The organism is Streptomyces sp. NPDC048191 (assembly GCF_040652655.1).
In the GTDB taxonomy this organism is placed as follows: Bacteria; Actinomycetota; Actinomycetes; order Streptomycetales; family Streptomycetaceae; genus Streptomyces.
In genome coordinates, this window is the sequence record NZ_JBEZMO010000044.1 from 30344 (window position 1) to 49182 (window position 18839).

Genomic DNA, 18839 nt, shown 5'->3' on the forward strand with positions numbered 1-18839 from the left:
CCGGCGGTGGGGATGTGACTGAATGTGATCATTAGGTTACGTTGCGTGTGTGCTAGAAGCATCCTTTCTTAATCTTTGCGATCGGCACGCGGAGGACGGCGCGGTGTCGGTGTGGCCCGCGTGGAAGGTGCGGGAGCACGACGACACCACGTCCTGGTACCACGTCCGGCTGGCCTTTCCCGACGGCGCCCGGGTCGACGCCCTGGCCGTGGTGCACGAGGGACGCGTGTCCATCGAGGACGTCAGCGCCGAACCGGCCCTCTCGCTAGCCGACCTGACGGCCCTCTCGCGCTGGATCGAGGGCCCGCTGTTCACGTCGTGCGGGCTGCGGAGGCCGTACGAGGCCGACGCCGACGAGCCGGGCCGGGGCGACGGTGAGGTGCCCCGGGAGGCTGACGGCGACGCGTGCCCGCAGGAGCGGCAGGCGCCGGAAGCCGACGGCGAGCAGCGGGACGACGTGCTCTGCGGGGGCCCGTGGCGCGCCCGGCCGTTCTGGCCGCGCGGCATCGAGGGGTGCCGGCTCGTCGCGCAGCGGTACCGCGCCGCACAGGAGGAGGGCGCCGACCCGGTGCTGGCCGTGATGAGCGCGACCGGACGCAGCCGCCGCCGCTCGCTCAGACTGATCGCCCAGGCCCGGGATGCGGGATTCCTGACACCCCGTCACGCACGACGCGGCTGAGGCCGGTTGCGCGCTGTGCGTACCGGGACCGAGGCGGGTCGCCCTCGCGGACGCGCGCACGGCCCTCAGGTGCTGCTCGGACGTTCCTCCGTCGCGAAGAACCTGGACAGGTCCTTCTCCCGGCCCTGCGGGCCCGTCCCGCTCTCCGGCGGCTCACCCGACTCCCAGTCCAGCCCGTACCGCGCGAACAGTTCGGCCCGCAGCACCGGAACGGGCATGGGCGCCCCCGGGATCAGCGCCGCGTACACCGCGCCCATCAGCAGGGCCCGCAGCCGCGGGTAGTCGGCGGCGACGTCCTCGGAGCCGTACCGGGCGACGGTGTCGCTGAGGAGTTCCGCCAGTCTGCGCTGCTCCGGGCACGGCACGAAGCCCGCCGCCTGGAGCAGCCCCGCCATGTGCTGGCGCATCAGCACCGGCCGGTCGCGGGCCAGGCCCAGGATCGCGTCGATGGCCCGGGCCAGCCGCTCCCGGCCGTCCTCGGCGTGCGGCTCCCGCTCCAGCGCCTCCTCCAGCGTGCGGTGCATCAGCCGGTGCACGGCGGACTGCACCAGCTGGCGCTTGCCGGGGAAGTAGTACGACACCAGTCCGCGCGCCGAACCGGCCCGGTCCGCGATGGCACCCAGGGTGGTGGCCTCGAAACCGTGCTCGTCGACCAGTTCCACGGCGGCCTGCAACAGCCGCTCCCGGGAACGCCGCCGCAACTCTTCATTGACCGAGGCGCTGCGCGGGGACATTCTGAAACTCCTGCGTTGACTGGCTGCCAGCCAACTATACTCAACGCACTGGGTACCGCCATGCGCGGGCCCTGTCCAGGGCTGCCGTCCGTCTGGGGCGACGCGGGGGATCGTCTCAGACGGACGGCGTGGCGGGGAGCCCTTTTCCACGGTGTGCTCCAGCGCGCTCTCCGCAGATGGTCGAGGACGAACGCGGACTCCGCGCGGCGCCGCCCTCGGGCGGGATCGACAGCTCCACCGAGCAGCAGCGGCTGGGCCGGCTGGAGCGCGAACTCGACCAGTGCTGGGACCTGTTGCGGCAGCGCGGTACCAAGGCCGAGTTCGGCGAGAACCCGGACGAGGCACGGGTGCGCCCCGCCGACCAGGTCGAGGGCTACCAGGGCTGACCCGTCCCCGGCCGGCGGCTCCGGGGCTCAGCCCACCAGATCCAGCACCGGCAGCAGCGCGTCGGGCCGGTCCGTCACCGGCAGGTGCTCGACGAAGTGCACGCGGCAGCCCAGCGCGGCCGCGCCACCGTCGGCCTCCTTGCTGTCGCCCACCATCAGCACCTCCCGCGGATCGGCACCCAGCGCCGTACAGGCGACCGAGAACAGCCGCGGGTCCGGCTTCTGCACACCGTGCTCGTACGACAGCACATACGCGTCCACGTACCGGTCGAGTCCGTGCTCGCGGAACACCGGGCGCAGGTCCCAGCCGATGTTGCTCACCACGCCCACGCCGACTCCACGCTCGCGCAGCGTGCGCAGCACCTCGGCGGCGTCCGGGTAGGGGGACCAGGCGGCCGGGGTCTTGTGGCGCTCGTACAGCGCGTCGTGCAGCCCGGGGTGGGGGAGTGGAACCCGCCGGGACAGGCCCGTGTAGGCGGCCCGGTGCAACTCGGCGCTCTCGTCGCGCACCGCCCAGACCGCGGCCAGGTCCGCCGGCAGCTCCGCCGGGTCGGTTCCGCCCGGCAGGGCGCCGGCCGCCTCCAACGCCCGTGCGGCATCCCTCAGTTCGGGCTCGGACAGGGCGTGCCCCGTCTCGGCCAGTACCGCGCGCAGCCAGGACTCGGTGGACTCGATGCGGAACAGCGTCCCGGAGAAGTCGAACAACACGGCAGTCATGCGACCGACCCTAACGGGGGCGCCGGACCGGCATGGCGCCGCGACCCCGTCGCGACGACTCGTGAGCCACCACGGCCAGGAACACCATGAACGCCCCGAACAGCCAGCCGCCCAGCACGTCCGAGGGCCAGTGCACGCCCAGCCAGACCCGGGTCAGGCCCACGCCCACCACCGAGACCACGGCGGCCGCCACGGCCGTACGCCGTGGGAGGCGGCCGGCGCCGAAGCGGTGCAGCAGCCACAGCAGCAGGCCGCAGGCCACGGTGGCCGTCATGGCGTGACCCGAGGGGAAGGCCGCGTACCGGGCGGAGTCGACAGGGTCCGGCCACACGGGCCGGGGCCGGTCCACGACGCTCTTCACCGACTGCTGCACCACCGTGGCCATGGCCACGGTGGCCGCCAGCCACAGCGCCGTCCACCAGGCGGCGTGCCGCCACAGCAGCCACACCACGGCGGCCGCGCACACCAGACGCATGGTCAGCGGGTCCCAGACCCAGTCCGTCAGTACCCGGAAGACCTGGGTGAGGGTGCGGTCGTGGACCGCCCAGCGGTGGGTCGTGCGGGAGAGGTCGCCGTCCAGGGCGAGCAGCGGGTGCCAGCGGATCACCACGAGGGCCGTCAGCAGCGCGCAGCACACGCCGAGGGCGGCTGCGAGGACGGACGCGACGCGCAGGGTCCGGGAGCGGGCCGGAGGGCGGGGCGGGTGTGCGGTGGGGCTGTGGTGCATGCCGCGATCCTTCTCGATGGCGCGGCCCGGGGCCACCGTCGCGCCACCCCGCGCGGCGCGTGCGAGCCGTGCGCCGGCCCGCCGTCAGCCGAGCGCCCGCAGACCCGGGACCAGGGCCACCAGCACCGGGATCACCGGGACCAGCGCCGCAACCGCCGTCAGGCGCAGCCGGCGCAGTGCGGGGAGCCGGTCCGGGGGTGTCAGCAGCCGGTGCACCCGCTGCGGCACATGGGCCTGCGGGGTGGGGCAGGGGCCGAAGACGCCCCGCTCCTCGTTGAGTCCGGCCAGCGCCAGCGCGGTCGTCAGCCGGCCGAAGCGCCGCGAGGCCATGTCGTCGGCGGCCAGTTCGACCAGCCGGTGCATCTCGTCACGGAACCCGGCGAACACGGGTACCTGCGGGAACCCGGCCGCCAGCGCCGCCGAGCAGTGCAGCAGCCAGTCGTGCCGGGCCTGCGCGTGGCCCTGCTCATGGGCGAGGAGCGCGTCGAGCTGACGCCCCTTCAGGCGGCGCAGCGCGGCCGTCGTGATGACCAGCCCGGGTGCCGTACCGGCCAGCCACCAGGCGTCCGGGCGCTCCCCCTCCAGCACCACCAGCCGCCCGGCCGCCGGTTCCTCACCCGGCAACAGCGGTGCACGCACGAGGAGTTCGGACCGGCGCGTGCGCCGCCGGGCACGGGCCCGTACGACCTCGCGCACCAGCATCGCCAGGCTCCACAGGCCGCCGGAGGCGAGCAGCACGGCGGTGGGGGCCGCCCAGGGGCCCGCCGTGCCCAGGGCGTAGGCGTCCACGACCGTGCGCGGAGCCCGGCCAAACACATGCCCGCGCACCGCCTGCCAGGCCGCCGACGCGCTGAGCGTCATCGACAGGACGCAGCACAGCAGGACGGCCGTCACGACGCACTGCCACACCCAGAGGGCGAGGACCGGTTCGCGGTCCGGCCAGTCGGCGCGGGCGAGCAGCCGCGGGGCGCCGACGGCGGTCAGGGCGCCGAGCAGCAGCAGGGCCACGGGGACCATCATGGTCAGCACCCTATGAGCGCGGGGCGGCTGACCGGTACGGTCCGCGCCACCGAAGTGACGCAGGCAACGCGTCCACTTGGTGCCCGCTCACAGGACGAGGAGCATGGCCACCATGCCGATGCCCATCGACAGCCGGCAGGCCCGCGCCAGCTCCGGCCGGTCGCCCCAGGCGACGGAGCCGCCGTCGGCCCCGGCCCCGGCCACCGCGACGGCCGCCGGCACCAGACGGGCGCCGGCGAGCAGGACGTAACCGGCGAAGTAGACGAGCAGCGCGCCCGTCAGCAACGGCACTCCGACGCCGCCGTGCGCGTGGTGTGCGCCGGCCGGGGCCGCGGCCATCGCGACCGACATGTAGACCATGGCGGACGCGCCCACCAGGTGGTGCAGATGATGGGGGGCCGTGCGCGCGGCCCACAGGGTGCGCAGTGCCGCCGCGCCGAACACGGCCGCGTACACCGGCCACGCCCACCTCGGTGGCGTGAACGCCGCCGCGGGTACGGCCATCACGGCCATGCCGAAGCCCATCAGCGCCTCGCCGCCCGCGGCCCGGCGCTGCTCCGCCACGACGCTGCGCATCCGCAGCAGGCAGTAGGCCCCGGTCGCGGCGCACAGTGCGACCAGCAGCCACGCTGCCGTCACCGGTCCGTGCACGCGCACCTCCACGTTCGACGGTCGGTCCAGGGATGCGATGCCCACGGCATGCGGAGCGCACGCGAGCGCAAGGGTGTACACGGGGAGCATTCGAGGGAGCACAGCAGGTGAGCATGCCCTCCGGGCCGGGACCCGAGGGAATTTTACGAGTAAAACACCTGTTAAATTGATGGTATGAGCAGTGCGACCGTCCATCGACTTCCCCTCGCCGGGGTGCTGCGCCTCGGCCGGCCCTCCGACATCTGGTTCAAGCCCGCGCTGAGCGTGGTCGCCGCGGTCGCCCCGCCCAACCTGATCCTGCTGGCCCTCGGCCGCCTCGACCTCGCGATGTACACGATGGCCGGGTCGCTGTGCGCGCTCTACGGCCACAACCGGCCCTACGCCGCCCGGGCGCGCGTCCTGGCCCGGGTGGTGGCCGGCATGGTGGGCGGCCTCGCCGTCTCCCTGCTCGCCGCGTCGCTCACGGACGACGCCGTCGTCCTCGTCACCGTCGGCGCCGTCATGGCGGCCGTACAGAAGACCGTGAGCGACGCCACCCGGCTGGGACCGCCCGCGAACGTGGTCCTGACCTTCATCAGCTCCGCCTCGCTGTTCGTGCCGCAGACCCTTGGCCAGGTGCCGGAACACGTCGGGCTGGCCCTGGTGGCCGGGGTCTGGGCCTGGCTGGTCGGCATGGCACCCGGTCTGCTCCGCCCGCACGGCCCCGAGCGCCGCGCCACCGCCCAGGCCCTGAACGCCGCCGCCGCGTACGCCGACACGCGCGGCAGCGGCGACGGCCACCCCCGGGCCCGTGCCGCGGCCGCCGCCGCGATCCACGCCGCCTGGCAGTCGCTGCTCGCCACCGGCGCCCGCCCCGACCGCACCCGGCGCGCCCTGGAACGGCTCGTCGTCCGCGCCGAGGTCGCCCTCGCCGCACCCGCCGACACCGACCCCGCGCGGCTGCGTGCCTGGGCCCGCGAACTGCGGGGCACCGGTCGTGTCCCACGCGTCGAGCGGTGCCCCGAATCCGCCGACGAACTCCTCGGCGTGGACACCGAACTCGCCCAGCCGCGGCCCTCGTTGCGGCGCCGTCTCGCCGCCCTCGCGCCGATCACCGCGCGCACCGCGATCGGCTGCGCCCTCGCCGGCTACGCCTCCCTCGCGCTCGGGGCCGGCCGCCCCTACTGGGCGCTGGTCACCGCGGCCTCCCTGTACCAGGCCAACGTCACCCTCACCTGGAGCCGGGGCATCCAGCGCATCGTCGGCAACCTCGCCGGCGTCCTCGTCTTCGCCGCCGTCGCCCCGCTCGCCCACCTCCACCCGGCCGCCCTGGTGCTGTGCTGCCTCGCCTTCAACTTCGGCGCGGAGGCGCTGATCGGCCGCAACTACTGGCTCGGCACCGTCTGCGTCACCCCGATGGCCCTGCTCATCACCGAGTTCGCCCGCGCCCAGAACCCGGCCGAGCTGATCACCGAGCGGGTCACGGACACGCTCGTCGGCGCGCTGGTCGGGTTCCTCGCGGCCGTCGCCGTCACCAACCGGCGCGCCGGTGACCGTCTCGACCACGCGCTGACCACGGCGGAACGCGCCCGCGAGGACACCGCCCGGCTGCTCGCCGAACCGCACCCGGCGCCCCACGCCCTGGAGTCGGCCCGCCGTGCCCTCGCCGCCGCCCTCGCCGACCTGCGCACCACGGCCGACGCCGCCGCCGGCGAGTGGTGGCAGCGCGCCCTGCCCGAGGAGCGGGTCGTGCTGGCCGAGCAGTCCGGACACCGTACGCTCGCGGCGGCGGTACGACGCCAGGGACTCGTACCGCCGAACCGGCCCCGGCACCAGGGCCCGGGCAGGACGACGGAGGACATACGGCCATGACGCCGACGAACGACGGACGCGCGCCGATCCACGACGGTGGAGCAACGACCGGCCACACCCCCGCCGACCCTGGCCGGGCGACCGGGCGCGGGCCTGTCGATACCGGCCGGGCGACCGCGCGTGGGTCTGTCGGTGCGGGGCCGGCGACAGGCCGCGGGCTTGCCGACCCCGGCCCGGTGACCGGCCGCGGGCCTGGCGGCGTCGGTCAGGCGAGCGGGCGTGGGCGTGGCGACGTCGGTCAGGCGACTGGCCGCGGGTCTGGCGGCGTGGAGTCGGGGGTCGGTCATGGGGGTGCAGGCGAGGGTCAGACGACTGGGGGCGGGTCTGCCGACGTCGGCCAGGTGACCGGGGGCGGGACTGTCGGCGTGGGACCGGATGCGGGCCGTGGAACTGTCGATACCGGCCGGGCGACCGGGTCTGTTGGTGCGGGGCCGGTGGGTGATCGTCGTACCGGCGGTGCGGGGACGGACTTCACCGCGCGCCACGACACCGTCGCCGCCGTGGTCCGGCAGTGGCGGGCCGTTCATCCCGAGTTGGACACCGGGCCCATGGAGGTCATCGGCCGGATCAACCGCTGTGCCGCGCTGCTCCAGCAGGCCGAGGACGCGCCGTTGCGCCGGGCCGGGCTCAGCCGTCCCGAGTTCGACCTGCTGGGGGCCCTCCGCCGCACCGGCCACGAACTGACCCCGGGAGAACTGGCCCGGGAGACCTTCTCCTCCGGGGCCGCCGTCACCAAGCGGCTGAAGCAACTGACCGAACGCGGACTGGTCGAGCGGCGCGGCGACACCCGTGACCGCCGCGTGGCCCACGTCCGCCTCACCGGCACCGGCCGCGACCTCGTCGACGGCATCCTCCCGGAGCAACTCGCCTACGAGAAGGCTGTGTTGTCGGTGCTGGACCCCGAAGGGCAGAGTGAACTCGCCGTACTGCTCGCCGAGTTGCTCGGCCGCCTGGAGGGGCGGATGGGCTCGATGCGGGCCTGAAGCGTCCTCGCGAAGGCGGGCCGGCTCTTCCGCGCAGCCGAACACAGGCACAGGGCCTCGGCTCGCCTCGCGGCCCTCAGCCCTCCTCGCCGGCCTGGTGCACCCCGAACGCCGCGCCCTGCGGATCCCTCAGCACCGCGATGCGCGGGCCGTCCGGCACGGAGACGGGGGCAAGGACCACGGTGCCTTCCGCCCGTTGCGCGACCTGGGCCGTCGCGTCCACGTCGTCCACCGCGAAGTACGGCAGCCAGTGCGGCGGCACCTCGGGCGGGAACCGGTCGCCCATGTCGGCCATGCCGCCGAAGTCGTCACCGTCGATGCCCCACTGCGTGTACCACTGCGAGGCGTTGACACTCCAGCCGAACACCGTGGTATAGAAGTCCCGGGCCCGTTCGGTGTCCCGGGTCGCCAGCTCCACCCAGCCCAGGGTGCCGGGCGCGTTGAACAGCCCGGCGCCGGGGAAGGAGCGCGCCTGCCACAGCTGGAACGCCGCCCCCGTCGGGTCGAGGGCCACCGCGAACCGGCCCACGTCGAACACGTCCATCGGGCCGAGGATCACCGTCCCACCGGCCTCCTCCACGCGCCGCACCGCCGCGTCCGCGTCCGTCACCAGGAAGGAGACGTTCCACGCCACCGGCTGGGAGTCCTGGTACAGCGGCGTGAGCGCGGCGACCGCCGCGTCCCCCAGGTGCGCCACCGTGTACCCGCCCGCCTCCTGGCGCGGATCGGTCTCCGGCCGCCAGCCGAACAAGTCGGCGTAGAACCGCTTGGCCCCCTCCAGGTCGCTGGTCCCGAGCTCGGTCCAGCAGGGTCCGCCGTTCACCGGCCTGTCGAACTTCATGAGGGTTCCTTCCGGCCGGGTGCACCGCCGTACCGCACGGAGAACGATCTCCTCCGCACGCTAACCCCGGCTCGCCGCCACGGCCATCCGGGACGGTGCCCGGGGTGGGGAAACCGATTGCCCCGCGGAGCGGGGTGCGCGAGGGTTCCTGTCATGGACACCGAGGACGCCGCGGCACCCGCGCTGGCCGAGGAGATCGCCGCGTACTACGGACGCGACCAGGAGGACGCCCGGCTGCGCACCGGCGCCGGACGCCTGGAGTTCTGGCGTACCCAGGACGTCCTGCGCAGGCTCCTGCCGCCCGCACCGGCGCGGATCCTGGACGTGGGCGGCGGCAGCGGCGTGCACGCGGAGTGGCTCGCCGCCGACGGCCACGACGTGGAGCTCCTCGACCCCGTCCCCCTGCACGTCGAACGGGCGGCCCAGCTGCCCGGCGTGCGGGCACGCCACGGCGACGCCCGCGCCCTGGACGCGCCGGACGCGTCCGTGGACGCCGTATTGCTCCTCGGCCCGCTCTACCACCTGCCCGAGCGCCCGGACCGGGTGCGGGCCCTGGCCGAGGCGCGCCGGGTGGTGCGGCCGGGAGGGCTCGTGGTCGTCGCCACCATCAACCGGTTCGCGGGGCTGCACGACACACTCGCCACGGGCGTGTACTTCGACGCCGACCGGCGCCCCCACATCGAGGCGGCCGCCGGAGACGGGTGGCTGCGCCCGGGCCGCGGGCCCAAGGCGATGTTCACCACGGCCTACTTCCACGCACCGGAGGACGTCCCGGCCGAGTTCGCGGACGCCGGCCTGACGCCGCACGGACAGTACGGCGTCGAAGGCGCGGCCTGGCTGATGGGCGACGTCGTCTCCTGGCTGGCGGACCCGCAGCGCCGTGCCCTGGTCCTGGGAGCGCTGCGGCAGACGGAGTCCGTGCCCTCACTGCTCGGGGTGAGCGGCCACCTGCTCACCGCCGGCACCCGCCCCGACGACGTCCCCGGACGCTAGATCCCCGGACGCTAGATCCCCGGCCGGTAGCGCATCGGATGGTCCGCCGGGACCTCCACCAGCACGACGGGGACGCCGTCCGGGTCGGCGATCCACATCTCGACCAGGCCCCACGGCTCCTTCACCGGCGGCCGGACGATGTCCACGCCCGCGGCCCGCAACTCCTCGTGCGCGGCCGTCACGTCGTCGACCTGCAGCCACAGCCGGACCGCGGACGACGGCGGCGTCTCGGACCTCCCGGAGACCTCGAGGAAGCCGCCGCCGAGGAAGTAGACCGTCCCGCGCTCGGGCCCGGTAGCGAACTGGCGGTAGACGGACAGCCCGAGCCGCTTGCCGTAGAAGGCCCGGGAACGCTCGGGGTCGGTGGGGGTGAGCAGCGTCCGGCTGCTGAGTACATGCACCATGCAGGCGGAGCCTACTTGCAGGGTTACCCTCGACCCTGGCTCAGCCACGCCCGAGACCGAAAGGCCGCCCATGGAAACCGCCGCCACCGGACCCACCTTCCGCGACGCCACCGACGCCGACGTCGACGCGCTCGTCGCGCTGATCGAGTCGGCCTACCGCGGGGACTCCAGCCGGGCCGGGTGGACCACCGAGGCGGACATCCTCCAGGGGCAGCGGACGGACCCGGAAGGCGTGCTGGATGTCATCAAGTCGCCCGACAGCAAGCTGCTGACCGTGGAGCAGAACGGCCGGATCGTCGCCTGCTGCCAGCTCGAACACCGCGGTGACCACGCCTACTTCGGCATGTTCGCGGTCAGCCCCGCCCTCCAGGGCGCGGGTCTCGGCAAGACGGTCATGGAGGAGGCGGAGCGCCAGGCCAGGGAGAGCTGGGGCGCCACCGAGATGCACATGACGGTGATCTCCGTACGGGACGACCTGATCGCCTGGTACGAGCGCCGCGGCTACCGCCGTACGGGAAAGATGTCGCCCTTCCCGTACGGCGACGAGCGCTTCGGCATCCCGCAGCGCGACGACCTGCAGTTCGAGCTGCTCGTCAAGAGGCTCGTGTGACCGTCACGCCGTGAAGCGCGCCGTGCGCTTGATCTCCGGATAGTCGGTCGTCGCGCCGTCCAGCTCCAGGGCGCGCACCAGCCGCAGATGATCCTGGGTGTTGACGACCCAGCCGATGATCCGCAGCCCGGACGCGCGCGCGTGCTCGACGACCTCCAGGGTGAGCCGGCGGATGTTGAGACAGACGGTCGCCGCGCCCGCGGCGACCGCGCGCTCCACGATGTCCGTGCCGTAGCGGCTTGCGATCAGTGCCGTGCGCACGCCCGGCACCAGTCGGGCGATCTCGGCGACCGCCTCGTCGTGGAACGAGGACACCTCCACGCGCCCGACCAGATCGTGCTCGTGCATCACCGCGGCGAGTGCCCGGGCCGCCGCCACGTCCTTGATCTCGGCCTGGAGCGGGGTGCGCACCGCGGCCAGCACCTCCTCGAACACCGGCACCTGCTCGCCGCGGCCCGCGTCCAGGGCGCGCAGTTCGGCCAGGGTCTTGTCGGCGATGGGCCCGGTGCCGTCGGTCGTGCGGTCCACCTCCGCATCGTGCATGACGACCAGGGCGCCGTCCTTGCTCAGGTGCAGATCGAGTTCGATCAGATCGAGGCCGGCGTCCTGCGCGGCGACGAAGGAACGAAGGGTGTTCTCGGGCTCGACACCCATGACCCCGCGGTGACCGATGGTAAGGAAGTTCAAGGTTCGACTCCGTTCCGTCGACGGCGGCTCGGCACGCGCGGAACGGGCTGACGCCGTCGTCCGCGCGGGCAGAGTCGCAGCCTAATGGCCGGGCCGCGCGATGAACCCGCACGTGCACGAGGCATACGGGTGTGTGGCGGGCGCGGACTGGCCGGTATCCGCCCCCGCGGTCACCCTGCCGTGGGCGAGTCCTCGCAGGCTTGACCACTCCACGGAACACCGCGCGGCGATGGGGCCGTGCTCGACGGAAGTGAGCGTCGTCACGGTTTACGACAGGAAAAACGGCGGCGACCAAGGCGTCAGACAGAATAATTTCCCGAGCAGCCTCTTGCTGGCTGAAACGGGGTATGCATACGGTGTCCTTACGCGAGCTTCTCCCGTGGAGGATGGGACATGACGGAAATTCTTGTGCAGGCGGGTGCGGAGGGACAGGTTCCTTCGACGACCAGGGTGATTGAGCACCCGGCCTGGCCCGTGCTCAAGGATGCCGTGGAGCGGATCCGGCCATGGCAGTCCAAGGACGGATCGATCGACTTCGAGGCCGAGGGGGCCCCCGCCAAGGCGGACGCCGAGGCCGCCGTACGGCGCGTCGTGGACGCGGTCGAAGAGCTGTCCCCGCTGCTCCCGCACGACGAGGCCTACCACCACGCCCTGGTGAAGGACCTGCACCGCTGGGCCGAGGGCGGCTTCCAGGTGCCGGACTTCCTGGACTCCCTGCTGGCCTTCCAGCCCGCCGCGAACCGCGCGGACGGCCTGCAGCATCTGGTCGTCTTCCCGATGTACACGCAGAACGGCAACCTGGACCGCAACCTCGAGGCGGTCGTGCTGCGCATGGTCTGGCCGGACTGGCTGGCCGAGCTGGAGCGCACCCGCTACGACAACCCGCTGTTCTGCGGTATCACCTTCGAGGACTTCACCTCCGGCTACGACACCAACTCGGCCGTCCTCTTCCCGGAGACCATCGCCGTACGCGAAGCGCCGGAACGTTTCTCCTGGGGTGGCATCTTCTGCGACCGTGAGGCCGCCCGCTTCCGCCGGGTCACCGACGCCGCCGTCGACATCCTCGGGCTTCAGCTGCCCGAGGATATCGCCGCCATGGTCCACGACCAGAAGCGCTGCGAAGAGGCCTTCGTGCTGTGGGACATGGTGCACGACCGCACCCACAGCCACGGCGACCTGCCGTTCGACCCGTTCATGATCAAGCAGCGCCAGCCGTTCTGGATGTACGGCCTGGAGGAGCTGCGCTGCGACCTCACCGCCTTCAAGGAGGCCGTGAAGCTGGAGGCGGACGGCGTCCCGCAGGCCCGTGACGTGCAGTACGCGGTGCTCTTCGACCGCATGTTCCGCTTCCCGGTCACCGGTGACCGCGTCCGCAACTACGACGGCCTCGGCGGCCAGCTGCTCTTCGCCTACCTGCACAAGCACGACGTCGTCCGCTGGACCGACAACAAGCTCGCCATCGACTGGGAGCGCGCCCCGCAGGTCACCAACCAGCTGTGCGCCGAGATCGAGAAGCTCTACAAGGACGGCATCGACCGCCCGAAGCTCGTGCACTGGTTCGCCGGCTACGAGCTGGTCGCCGGCTACCTCGCCCCGCACCCCGGCTCCAAGTGGGCCAAGGGCCCCGACGCCCTGGACCTGACCCAGCCGCCGCGCAAGCTCGTGGACGACGTGCTTCCGGACGAGTTTCCGCTGAGCATGTTCTACGAGGCCCTGTCGAAGAAGCTGAAGAATGTGATCGCCTCCACCAAGGGCATCACGGCGGACAGCGCCGAGCCGGTCGCCGCGTGAGCGACCGCGTCCAGAACACTGCTGCTAAGGGGAAGACCATGGGGAACGGGGCGAACGGGCCGCTCAGCGGTGCGGTGATCGCGGTCGCCGGCGCGGGCGGACCCGCAGGGCGCGCGACGCTCCTGCGGCTGGCCGAGGCGGGGGCGACCGTCGTCGGGGCGGACAACGACCCGCAGCGCCTGTCGGAGGCCGTGGACGCGGCCCGGTACGCCTCCGGTGGCGCCAGCGTCACCGGGGACACGGTGGACCTGCTCAACCTGCAGTCCACCCGGGACTGGGCCGCCCACATCGAGAAGGACTTCGGGCGGGTCGACGGCCTCGTGCACCTGGTCGGCGGCTGGCGCGGCAGCGAGACCTTCACCAAGACCAGCCTCGACGACTGGGACTTCCTGGAGCTGCTGCTGGTCAAGACCGTGCAGCACACCTCCCTCGCCTTCCACGAGGCGCTGCAGCGCAGCGAGCGCGGCCGGTACGTCCTGATCAGCGCGGCCGGTGCCTCGAAGCCGACCGCCGGCAACGCCGCCTACTCGGCGGCCAAGGCCGCCGCCGAGGCGTGGACGCTGGCCATGGGCGACTACTTCCGCAAGGCGGGGGGCGCCGAGGGGCCGACGTCCGCGGCTACGATCCTGGTGGTGAAGGCGCTGGTGCACGACGCGATGCGCGCCGAACGCCCCAACGCGAAGTTCGCGGGCTTCACGGACGTCAAGGACCTGGCCGAGGCCATCGAGGGCGTCTGGAGCAAGACCGCCGCCGAAGTGAACGGACACCGCCTGTGGCTGACCGAGAAGCCGTGAACCCTCCCAAGACCGACGCGCGTCGCCACCACGACCCGCAGGTCCGCGGTTTCGCCAGTGACAACTACGCCGGAGCCCACCCGGAGGTGCTGGCCGCCGTCGCCCTGGCCAACGGCGGCCATCAGGTGGCCTACGGCGAGGACGACTACACCGAGAACCTCCAGCGGATCATCCGCAGCCACTTCGGTGCCACCGCGGAGGCGTTTCCCGTCTTCAACGGCACCGGCGCGAACGTGGTCGCGCTCCAGGCGGTCACCGACCGCTGGGGCGCGGTGATCTGCGCCGAGAGCGCGCACATCAACGTCGACGAGGGCGGCGCTCCCGAGCGCATGGGCGGCCTGAAGCTGCTCACCGTCCCCACGCCGGACGGCAAGCTCACGCCGGAGCTGATCGACCGGCAGGCCTGGGGCTGGGAGGACGAGCACCGGGCCATGCCGCAGGTCGTGTCGATCACCCAGAGCACCGAGCTGGGCACCCTCTACACGCCGGACGAGATCCACGCGATCTGCGAGCACGCCCACGCGCACGGTATGAAGGTGCACCTGGACGGCTCCCGGATAGCCAACGCGGCCGCCTCCCTGAACGTGCCGATGCGGACGTTCACCAACGCGGTCGGCGTCGACATCCTCTCGCTCGGCGGGACGAAGAACGGCGCGCTGTTCGGCGAGGCGGTCGTGGTGATCAACCAGGACGCGGTGCGGCGGATGAAGCATCTGCGCAAGATGTCGATGCAGCTCGCCTCCAAGATGCGCTTCGTCTCGGTGCAGTTGGAGGCGCTCCTGGCGAAGGACCTGTGGCTGCGCAACGCCCGGCACGCCAACGAGATGGCCCAGCGGCTCGCCGAGGGCGTGCGCGCGGTGCACGGCGTGGAGATCCTCTACCCGGTACAGGCCAACGGCGTCTTCGCGCGACTGCCGCACGACGTGTCAGAGCGTCTGCAGAAGCGCTTCCGCTTCTACTTCTGGGACGAGGCCGCCGGGGTGGTGCGCTGGATGTGCTCCTTCGACACCACGGAGGAGGATGTCGACGCGTTCGTGGCGGCGGTCAAGGAGGAGATGGCGCGCTAGTCCGCGACTCCGCGGCTCTGCATAGATATGCGGTCACCCGAAAAGTCATTGACTGTCGGGTGATCGCATTCCTATGCTCTGCGTGCATGGAGCTCATCCAGGACACCGCAGACCTGTCCGCGTACTTGGCCGCGGACGAGGTCATCGACCATCAACACCCCGTGGTACGGCAGACGGCAGCGCGACTTGCCGCAGGGGTGGCGGACTCGTATGCCTATGCGCAGGCCGCCTATGAATTCGTCCGGGACACCATCCCGCACTCCGCCGACGCCGACGATCCGCGCGTCACCTGGCGCGCCTCCGACGTCATCGGACAGCGCACGGGCATCTGTCACGCCAAGGCGCACGCGCTGGCGGCCCTGCTGCGTGCGGAGGACATCCCGACGGCGCTGTGCTACCAGCGTCTGACCCATGACGACGGGAGCGGCCATGTCCTGCACGGTCTGGTCGCCGTGCGCTTCAACGGGGCCTGGCACCGCCAGGATCCGCGCGGCAACAAGCCCGGTGTGGACGCCCGGTTCTCGCTGGACGGTGAGCGGTTGGCCTGGATCCCCGACCCCGCGGCCGGTGAACTGGACTACCCGGTCCTCCATGCCGAGCCCCACCCGGCCGTCCTCAGCGCCCTGAAGGCGGCCGCGGACCGTCCGCACTTGTGGAAGACACTCCCGGACGCACTCTGAGGCAGGGCGCCCCCTACCGTCCGGCACCCCCGGAGGGGCTCCGGTCGAGGGGTGTGAAGCTGTGGCGCCTCCGCGGGTGGACGGGGCCGGTCGCAAGCCGCCTGGGTGAAGGCCAGGAGGGCGTGCCGGTCCAGGTCGCAACGTCCGGCGGGATCCGTGTCGTTCACCAGCGGCTCGTCCTGCCGGTGTGCGGCCTGCGGGATCCGCGCGCGGGTCACCCCGCGGCAGCCGACGGCTCGGCGCTACAACCCAGGTGCCAGGAAGCCGAGTTGAGGAACAGCATCTTGCGCGGCCGGCCCGCCGCGTCCACCGGTCCGCAGCTGAACAGAGCGCCGAGACCTGCGGGCCGAACCTGGGCGAAGCAGCGCAGTCAGTGCGCCTCGGCCGCCCGCAGCTGCTCCACCGTCGGCGCCGTACCGCCCAGATGAGAGGGCAGCCACCAGGAGTCCTCGGCGCCCTTGGGGCGGCCCGGGTAGGCGCGCTGTGCGGCCTCCAGAACCTCCTGGACGGCCTCGCGCAGCCGACGGGTGATCGCACCCGCGTACTGGTCGCGGGGTGCCTCGACCGCCTCACCGACCCGGATGGTCACGGGCAGGTGGTTGCGCTTGAAGTTGCGGGGCTGGCCCTTGGTCCACAGCCGCTGGGTTCCCCACACCGCCATCGGGACCAGCGGGACGCCGGCGTCCTGGGCGAGGCGCGCCGCACCGGACTTGAAGCTCTTCAGCGTGAACGACTGCGAGATGGTGGCCTCCGGGAAGACCCCGATGACCTCACCGGAGCGCAGCGAGTCCAGCGCGTGCTCGTAGGCCGCCTCCCCCCGCTTGCGGTCCACCGGGATGTGCTTCATACCGCGCATCAGCGGACCGGAGATGCGGTGGCGGAAGACGGACTCCTTCGCCATGAAACGCACCAGGCGCTTCTGCGGCAGGGCCGCCAGACCGTTGAAGACGAAGTCCAGATAGCTGATGTGATTGCTCACCAGCACGGCGCCGCCCGAGCGCGGGATGTTCTCCGACCCCTGGCAGTCGATCTTCAGGTCCCAGACCTTGAACAGCGTCTTGGCGAAACCGATGACGGGACGGTAGACCAGCTCTGCCATGGGCGGGGTGGACCCTTTCTGCTCTGCTCGGGAAAGGGGGCTCCCGGCGGGAAAGTTACGCAGCCGTAGGTTTACGGCGTCTCGCAGATCGTGCCCGAAGAACGGACGGGTAGCCAGCCCTGGTGCCCCGCGGCGGCGAGATCCTCGTCACGTCGGCCTACCCGCCGCCATCGATCTTTACCCCCTCATTACTCCGCCCGTACCGTGGCCCTCTTCAGGAGCAGGAACATCTCGCACCCCAGGCAGTAGCCGAACGCCGCGTTGAGGAGCGCGGCGGCGAGCGCGGCGCCGGTCGCGACGAGGCCGAGCCACTGCGGCCCCACGGTGAACCCGACAAGACCGAACCCCGCGAACACCAGCCCCACGGCCTGCGCGAACCGCGGCGGCTCCGGCGATTCGAACTCCCTCGGCGGCCCGAGCCGCGGCCGTACCGCCGTACGGAACGCCCAGCCGTACGGCGAGCGCTGAACACCCGCGCCCGCGCCGAGCGCGAAGACGAGCGTCTGCCAGCCGAGCACCCAGGGGTTCTGCAGGCTGAGGGCCACGGCCAGAACGGCCGTCGTCACGGCGGCCGCGAAACGCGGTCCCCTCACGTCGATGTCCATGAACCCAGCATTCCGCAACCGAAACTCGTACGGGAGACGGGAATCTTTGCGGTCTCGTGAATGCTTGGGCACATGATGACCGGACTGGTGGTGTGCGTGGCGGTGCTCGTCGTGGCGAGTGCCGCGGGAATGCTGCACAAGCGGCGGAGCGGGAGAGTGCGGGTGCGCGGGCGGGACGAGGGCAAGCGGCTGGGAGTGGCCGAACTGGGGGGCGAACTGGGCGAGCGGGCCACGCTGGTTCAGTTCTCCAGCGCCTTCTGCGCGCCCTGCCGGGCCACCCGGCGCGTGCTCGGTGAGGTCGCCGGAATGGTCCCCGGTGTGACCCATGTCGAGATCGACGCCGAGGCCCGGCTGGACCTCGTACGCGAACTGGGGATCCTGAAGACGCCCACCGTGCTCGTGCTCGACGCCGACGGGCGGGTGGTGCGGCGTGCCACCGGCCAGCCCCGCAAGGCCGATGTCATCGCGGCCGTGGGCGAGGCCGTATGAGGGGCCCTCAGGCGGCGGCGGGGTCCCTTCCGGATCCCGGACCGCGCTTGACTGTGCGCACCATCTATCGTCAGCCTGACTGTATGCCGACCGAACTCCTTCTCCACGGGCGGGTCCACATCGACCTCGCCCGGACCGCGAGCGCCACCTGTCCGGGCTGTTGAGCACCGTAGGCCCGGCTCGCGAACTCCACAGCAGAAGGACAACTCCATGACGGCCTCGCCCGACCTCGGCACCGTTCAGCTCGCCTCTCCCGACCTGTTGCGCTCGACCTTCCGCCGGCACGCTGCCGGTGTGGCGGTGATCACCGCGCGCGGTGACTCCGGCCCGGTCGGCTTCACCGCCACCTCCCTCACCTCCGTCTCGGCCGAGCCCCCGCTCGTCTCCTTCGGCATCGGCACGGGCGCCTCCAGCTGGCCCGCGATAGCCGAGACGGACCATGTCGGCGTCCACATACTCGGTGAGCACCAGGGCGAGCTGGCCGCCACCTTCGCCCGCAGCGGCGCCGACCGCTTCGGCGCGCCGACCGCCTGGCGCGAGGGCCCGGAAGGCGTACCGGTGCTCGACGACGTATTGGCCTGGCTGGTGTGCCGGATCGTCGGGCGGGTCCCGGCCGGTGATCACCGGATCGTGCTCGCCGAGGTCGTCCTGGGCGACCCCTCCGGCGCCGGCCGGCCCCTCCTCTACCACCAGGGACGCTTCAACGGCCTGCGGGATTGATCACGCCCGAGGTGGGGGCGCCGCGCCTGCGAAGCCGTCGAGTTCCGGTTACGCTGCGTTGCGAAGGTCACAGTTCAAAGCGCTTGCTTAGCGGGCATGAACTGGGTGTACTGGCGAGTAATATTTCGGTCGGAGCGCGCGGACGCCCCGACCGGGATCGGCCGCTTCAGGCGCCTATGCTGCCTGCAAGAGGCAGCCCGGAAATGACGATGCAGTAGGAGAGCCGGCGTGAGCTTGAGGATCGTTGTCACTGTGAAGTACGTGCCCGACGCCACTGGCGACCGGCACTTCGCCGATGACCTGACCGTCGA

The 18839-nt window shown here is 72.3% G+C and carries 23 protein-coding genes and 1 pseudogene; 14 read left to right on the top strand and 10 right to left on the bottom strand.

The window, feature by feature from the left end:
* The first annotated feature begins 103 nt into the window (after positions 1-103).
* Positions 104-679 (top strand): DUF6214 family protein, encoded by a 576-nt coding sequence (locus tag AB0D93_RS38495; RefSeq protein WP_362130382.1) that lies wholly within the window; start codon positions 104-106, stop codon positions 677-679.
* Positions 680-744: 65 nt separating this feature from the next.
* Here the strand turns inward: AB0D93_RS38495 and AB0D93_RS38500 are convergent, their stop codons facing one another.
* A complete protein-coding gene (locus AB0D93_RS38500) occupies positions 745-1413 on the bottom strand; it encodes a helix-turn-helix domain-containing protein (protein WP_362130385.1) in 669 nt (222 codons plus the stop codon).
* Between the two features lie 176 nt (positions 1414-1589).
* Between AB0D93_RS38500 and AB0D93_RS38505 the strand changes: the two genes are divergently transcribed.
* Positions 1590-1799 (top strand): DUF2630 family protein, encoded by a 210-nt coding sequence (locus AB0D93_RS38505; protein WP_362130388.1) that lies wholly within the window; start codon positions 1590-1592, stop codon positions 1797-1799.
* A 27-nt stretch (positions 1800-1826) separates the two neighbouring features.
* Here the strand turns inward: AB0D93_RS38505 and AB0D93_RS38510 are convergent, their stop codons facing one another.
* The 4 genes from AB0D93_RS38510 to AB0D93_RS38525 all read right to left on the bottom strand — a co-directional run bounded on the left by AB0D93_RS38510 (position 1827) and on the right by AB0D93_RS38525 (position 4914).
* Positions 1827-2516 carry an HAD-IA family hydrolase gene (locus tag AB0D93_RS38510; protein WP_362130391.1) on the bottom strand — a complete coding sequence of 230 codons (690 nt, stop codon included), beginning with the start codon at positions 2514-2516 and terminating at the stop codon, positions 1827-1829.
* Positions 2517-2526: 10 nt separating this feature from the next.
* Positions 2527-3243 carry a phosphatase PAP2 family protein gene (locus AB0D93_RS38515; protein WP_362130394.1) on the bottom strand — a complete coding sequence of 239 codons (717 nt, stop codon included), beginning with the start codon at positions 3241-3243 and terminating at the stop codon, positions 2527-2529.
* 84 nt (positions 3244-3327) lie between these two features.
* A complete protein-coding gene (locus AB0D93_RS38520) occupies positions 3328-4263 on the bottom strand; it encodes a M56 family metallopeptidase (protein ID WP_362130397.1) in 936 nt (311 codons plus the stop codon).
* Positions 4264-4350: 87 nt separating this feature from the next.
* On the bottom strand, positions 4351-4914 hold the full coding sequence (locus tag AB0D93_RS38525; protein WP_362130443.1) for a DUF5134 domain-containing protein: 564 nt from the start codon (positions 4912-4914) through the stop codon (positions 4351-4353).
* A gap of 174 nt (positions 4915-5088) precedes the next feature.
* On the opposite strand from AB0D93_RS38525, the gene AB0D93_RS38530 reads away from it, so the two are divergent.
* Complete coding sequence (locus tag AB0D93_RS38530; protein ID WP_362130400.1) at positions 5089-6765, top strand: FUSC family protein; 1677 nt, start codon at positions 5089-5091, stop codon at positions 6763-6765.
* Positions 6766-7199: 434 nt separating this feature from the next.
* Entirely contained in the window at positions 7200-7748 is a 549-nt protein-coding gene (locus tag AB0D93_RS38535) for a MarR family transcriptional regulator (RefSeq protein WP_362130403.1), read from the top strand.
* 76 nt (positions 7749-7824) lie between these two features.
* Here the strand turns inward: AB0D93_RS38535 and AB0D93_RS38540 are convergent, their stop codons facing one another.
* On the bottom strand, positions 7825-8589 hold the full coding sequence (locus AB0D93_RS38540) for a VOC family protein (protein WP_362130406.1): 765 nt from the start codon (positions 8587-8589) through the stop codon (positions 7825-7827).
* Positions 8590-8742: 153 nt separating this feature from the next.
* Here AB0D93_RS38540 and AB0D93_RS38545 point away from each other — a divergent pair, with 153 nt between their 5' ends.
* On the top strand, positions 8743-9582 hold the full coding sequence (locus AB0D93_RS38545) for a class I SAM-dependent methyltransferase (protein WP_362130409.1): 840 nt from the start codon (positions 8743-8745) through the stop codon (positions 9580-9582).
* Between the two features lie 11 nt (positions 9583-9593).
* Here the strand turns inward: AB0D93_RS38545 and AB0D93_RS38550 are convergent, their stop codons facing one another.
* Positions 9594-9986 (bottom strand): VOC family protein, encoded by a 393-nt coding sequence (locus AB0D93_RS38550; RefSeq protein ID WP_362130412.1) that lies wholly within the window; start codon positions 9984-9986, stop codon positions 9594-9596.
* Between the two features lie 70 nt (positions 9987-10056).
* On the opposite strand from AB0D93_RS38550, the gene AB0D93_RS38555 reads away from it, so the two are divergent.
* On the top strand, positions 10057-10596 hold the full coding sequence (locus AB0D93_RS38555; RefSeq protein ID WP_362130415.1) for a GNAT family N-acetyltransferase: 540 nt from the start codon (positions 10057-10059) through the stop codon (positions 10594-10596).
* A 3-nt stretch (positions 10597-10599) separates the two neighbouring features.
* Here the strand turns inward: AB0D93_RS38555 and AB0D93_RS38560 are convergent, their stop codons facing one another.
* Positions 10600-11283, bottom strand: coding sequence for a glycerophosphodiester phosphodiesterase family protein (locus AB0D93_RS38560; RefSeq protein WP_362130418.1), 684 nt, complete (start codon positions 11281-11283; stop codon positions 10600-10602).
* A 393-nt stretch (positions 11284-11676) separates the two neighbouring features.
* Between AB0D93_RS38560 and AB0D93_RS38565 the strand changes: the two genes are divergently transcribed.
* The 4 genes from AB0D93_RS38565 to AB0D93_RS38580 all read left to right on the top strand — a co-directional run bounded on the left by AB0D93_RS38565 (position 11677) and on the right by AB0D93_RS38580 (position 15615).
* The gene (locus tag AB0D93_RS38565; RefSeq protein WP_362130421.1) at positions 11677-13074 is read left to right on the top strand and encodes a DUF6421 family protein; all 1398 of its coding nucleotides are present in this window, start codon (positions 11677-11679) and stop codon (positions 13072-13074) included.
* 38 nt (positions 13075-13112) lie between these two features.
* Positions 13113-13868 carry an SDR family oxidoreductase gene (locus AB0D93_RS38570; protein WP_362130425.1) on the top strand — a complete coding sequence of 252 codons (756 nt, stop codon included), beginning with the start codon at positions 13113-13115 and terminating at the stop codon, positions 13866-13868.
* Complete coding sequence (locus tag AB0D93_RS38575; RefSeq protein WP_362130428.1) at positions 13865-14935, top strand: low specificity L-threonine aldolase; 1071 nt, start codon at positions 13865-13867, stop codon at positions 14933-14935. Before AB0D93_RS38570 ends, AB0D93_RS38575 begins: the two co-directional genes overlap by 4 nt.
* An 86-nt stretch (positions 14936-15021) precedes the next feature.
* Complete coding sequence (locus AB0D93_RS38580; RefSeq protein ID WP_362130431.1) at positions 15022-15615, top strand: transglutaminase domain-containing protein; 594 nt, start codon at positions 15022-15024, stop codon at positions 15613-15615.
* 370 nt (positions 15616-15985) lie between these two features.
* On the opposite strand, the gene AB0D93_RS38585 is transcribed toward AB0D93_RS38580, so the two are convergent.
* Positions 15986-16714, bottom strand: coding sequence for a lysophospholipid acyltransferase family protein (locus AB0D93_RS38585; protein WP_362130435.1), 729 nt, complete (start codon positions 16712-16714; stop codon positions 15986-15988).
* Between the two features lie 188 nt (positions 16715-16902).
* Complete coding sequence (locus tag AB0D93_RS38590; protein WP_362130438.1) at positions 16903-17319, bottom strand: DUF4395 domain-containing protein; 417 nt, start codon at positions 17317-17319, stop codon at positions 16903-16905.
* A 75-nt stretch (positions 17320-17394) separates the two neighbouring features.
* On the opposite strand from AB0D93_RS38590, the gene AB0D93_RS38595 reads away from it, so the two are divergent.
* The 4 genes and pseudogenes from AB0D93_RS38595 to AB0D93_RS38610 all read left to right on the top strand — a co-directional run.
* On the top strand, positions 17395-17808 hold the full coding sequence (locus AB0D93_RS38595) for a thioredoxin family protein (RefSeq protein WP_362130446.1): 414 nt from the start codon (positions 17395-17397) through the stop codon (positions 17806-17808).
* Positions 17809-17891: 83 nt separating this feature from the next.
* Positions 17892-17972, top strand: a complete 81-nt coding sequence (locus tag AB0D93_RS38600; RefSeq protein ID WP_362130449.1) for a putative leader peptide — start codon at positions 17892-17894, stop codon at positions 17970-17972.
* Between the two features lie 46 nt (positions 17973-18018).
* Complete coding sequence (locus AB0D93_RS38605; RefSeq protein ID WP_362130440.1) at positions 18019-18528, top strand: flavin reductase family protein; 510 nt, start codon at positions 18019-18021, stop codon at positions 18526-18528.
* A 228-nt stretch (positions 18529-18756) separates the two neighbouring features.
* Positions 18757-18839: pseudogene (locus tag AB0D93_RS38610) on the top strand (electron transfer flavoprotein subunit beta); the annotation flags it as partial.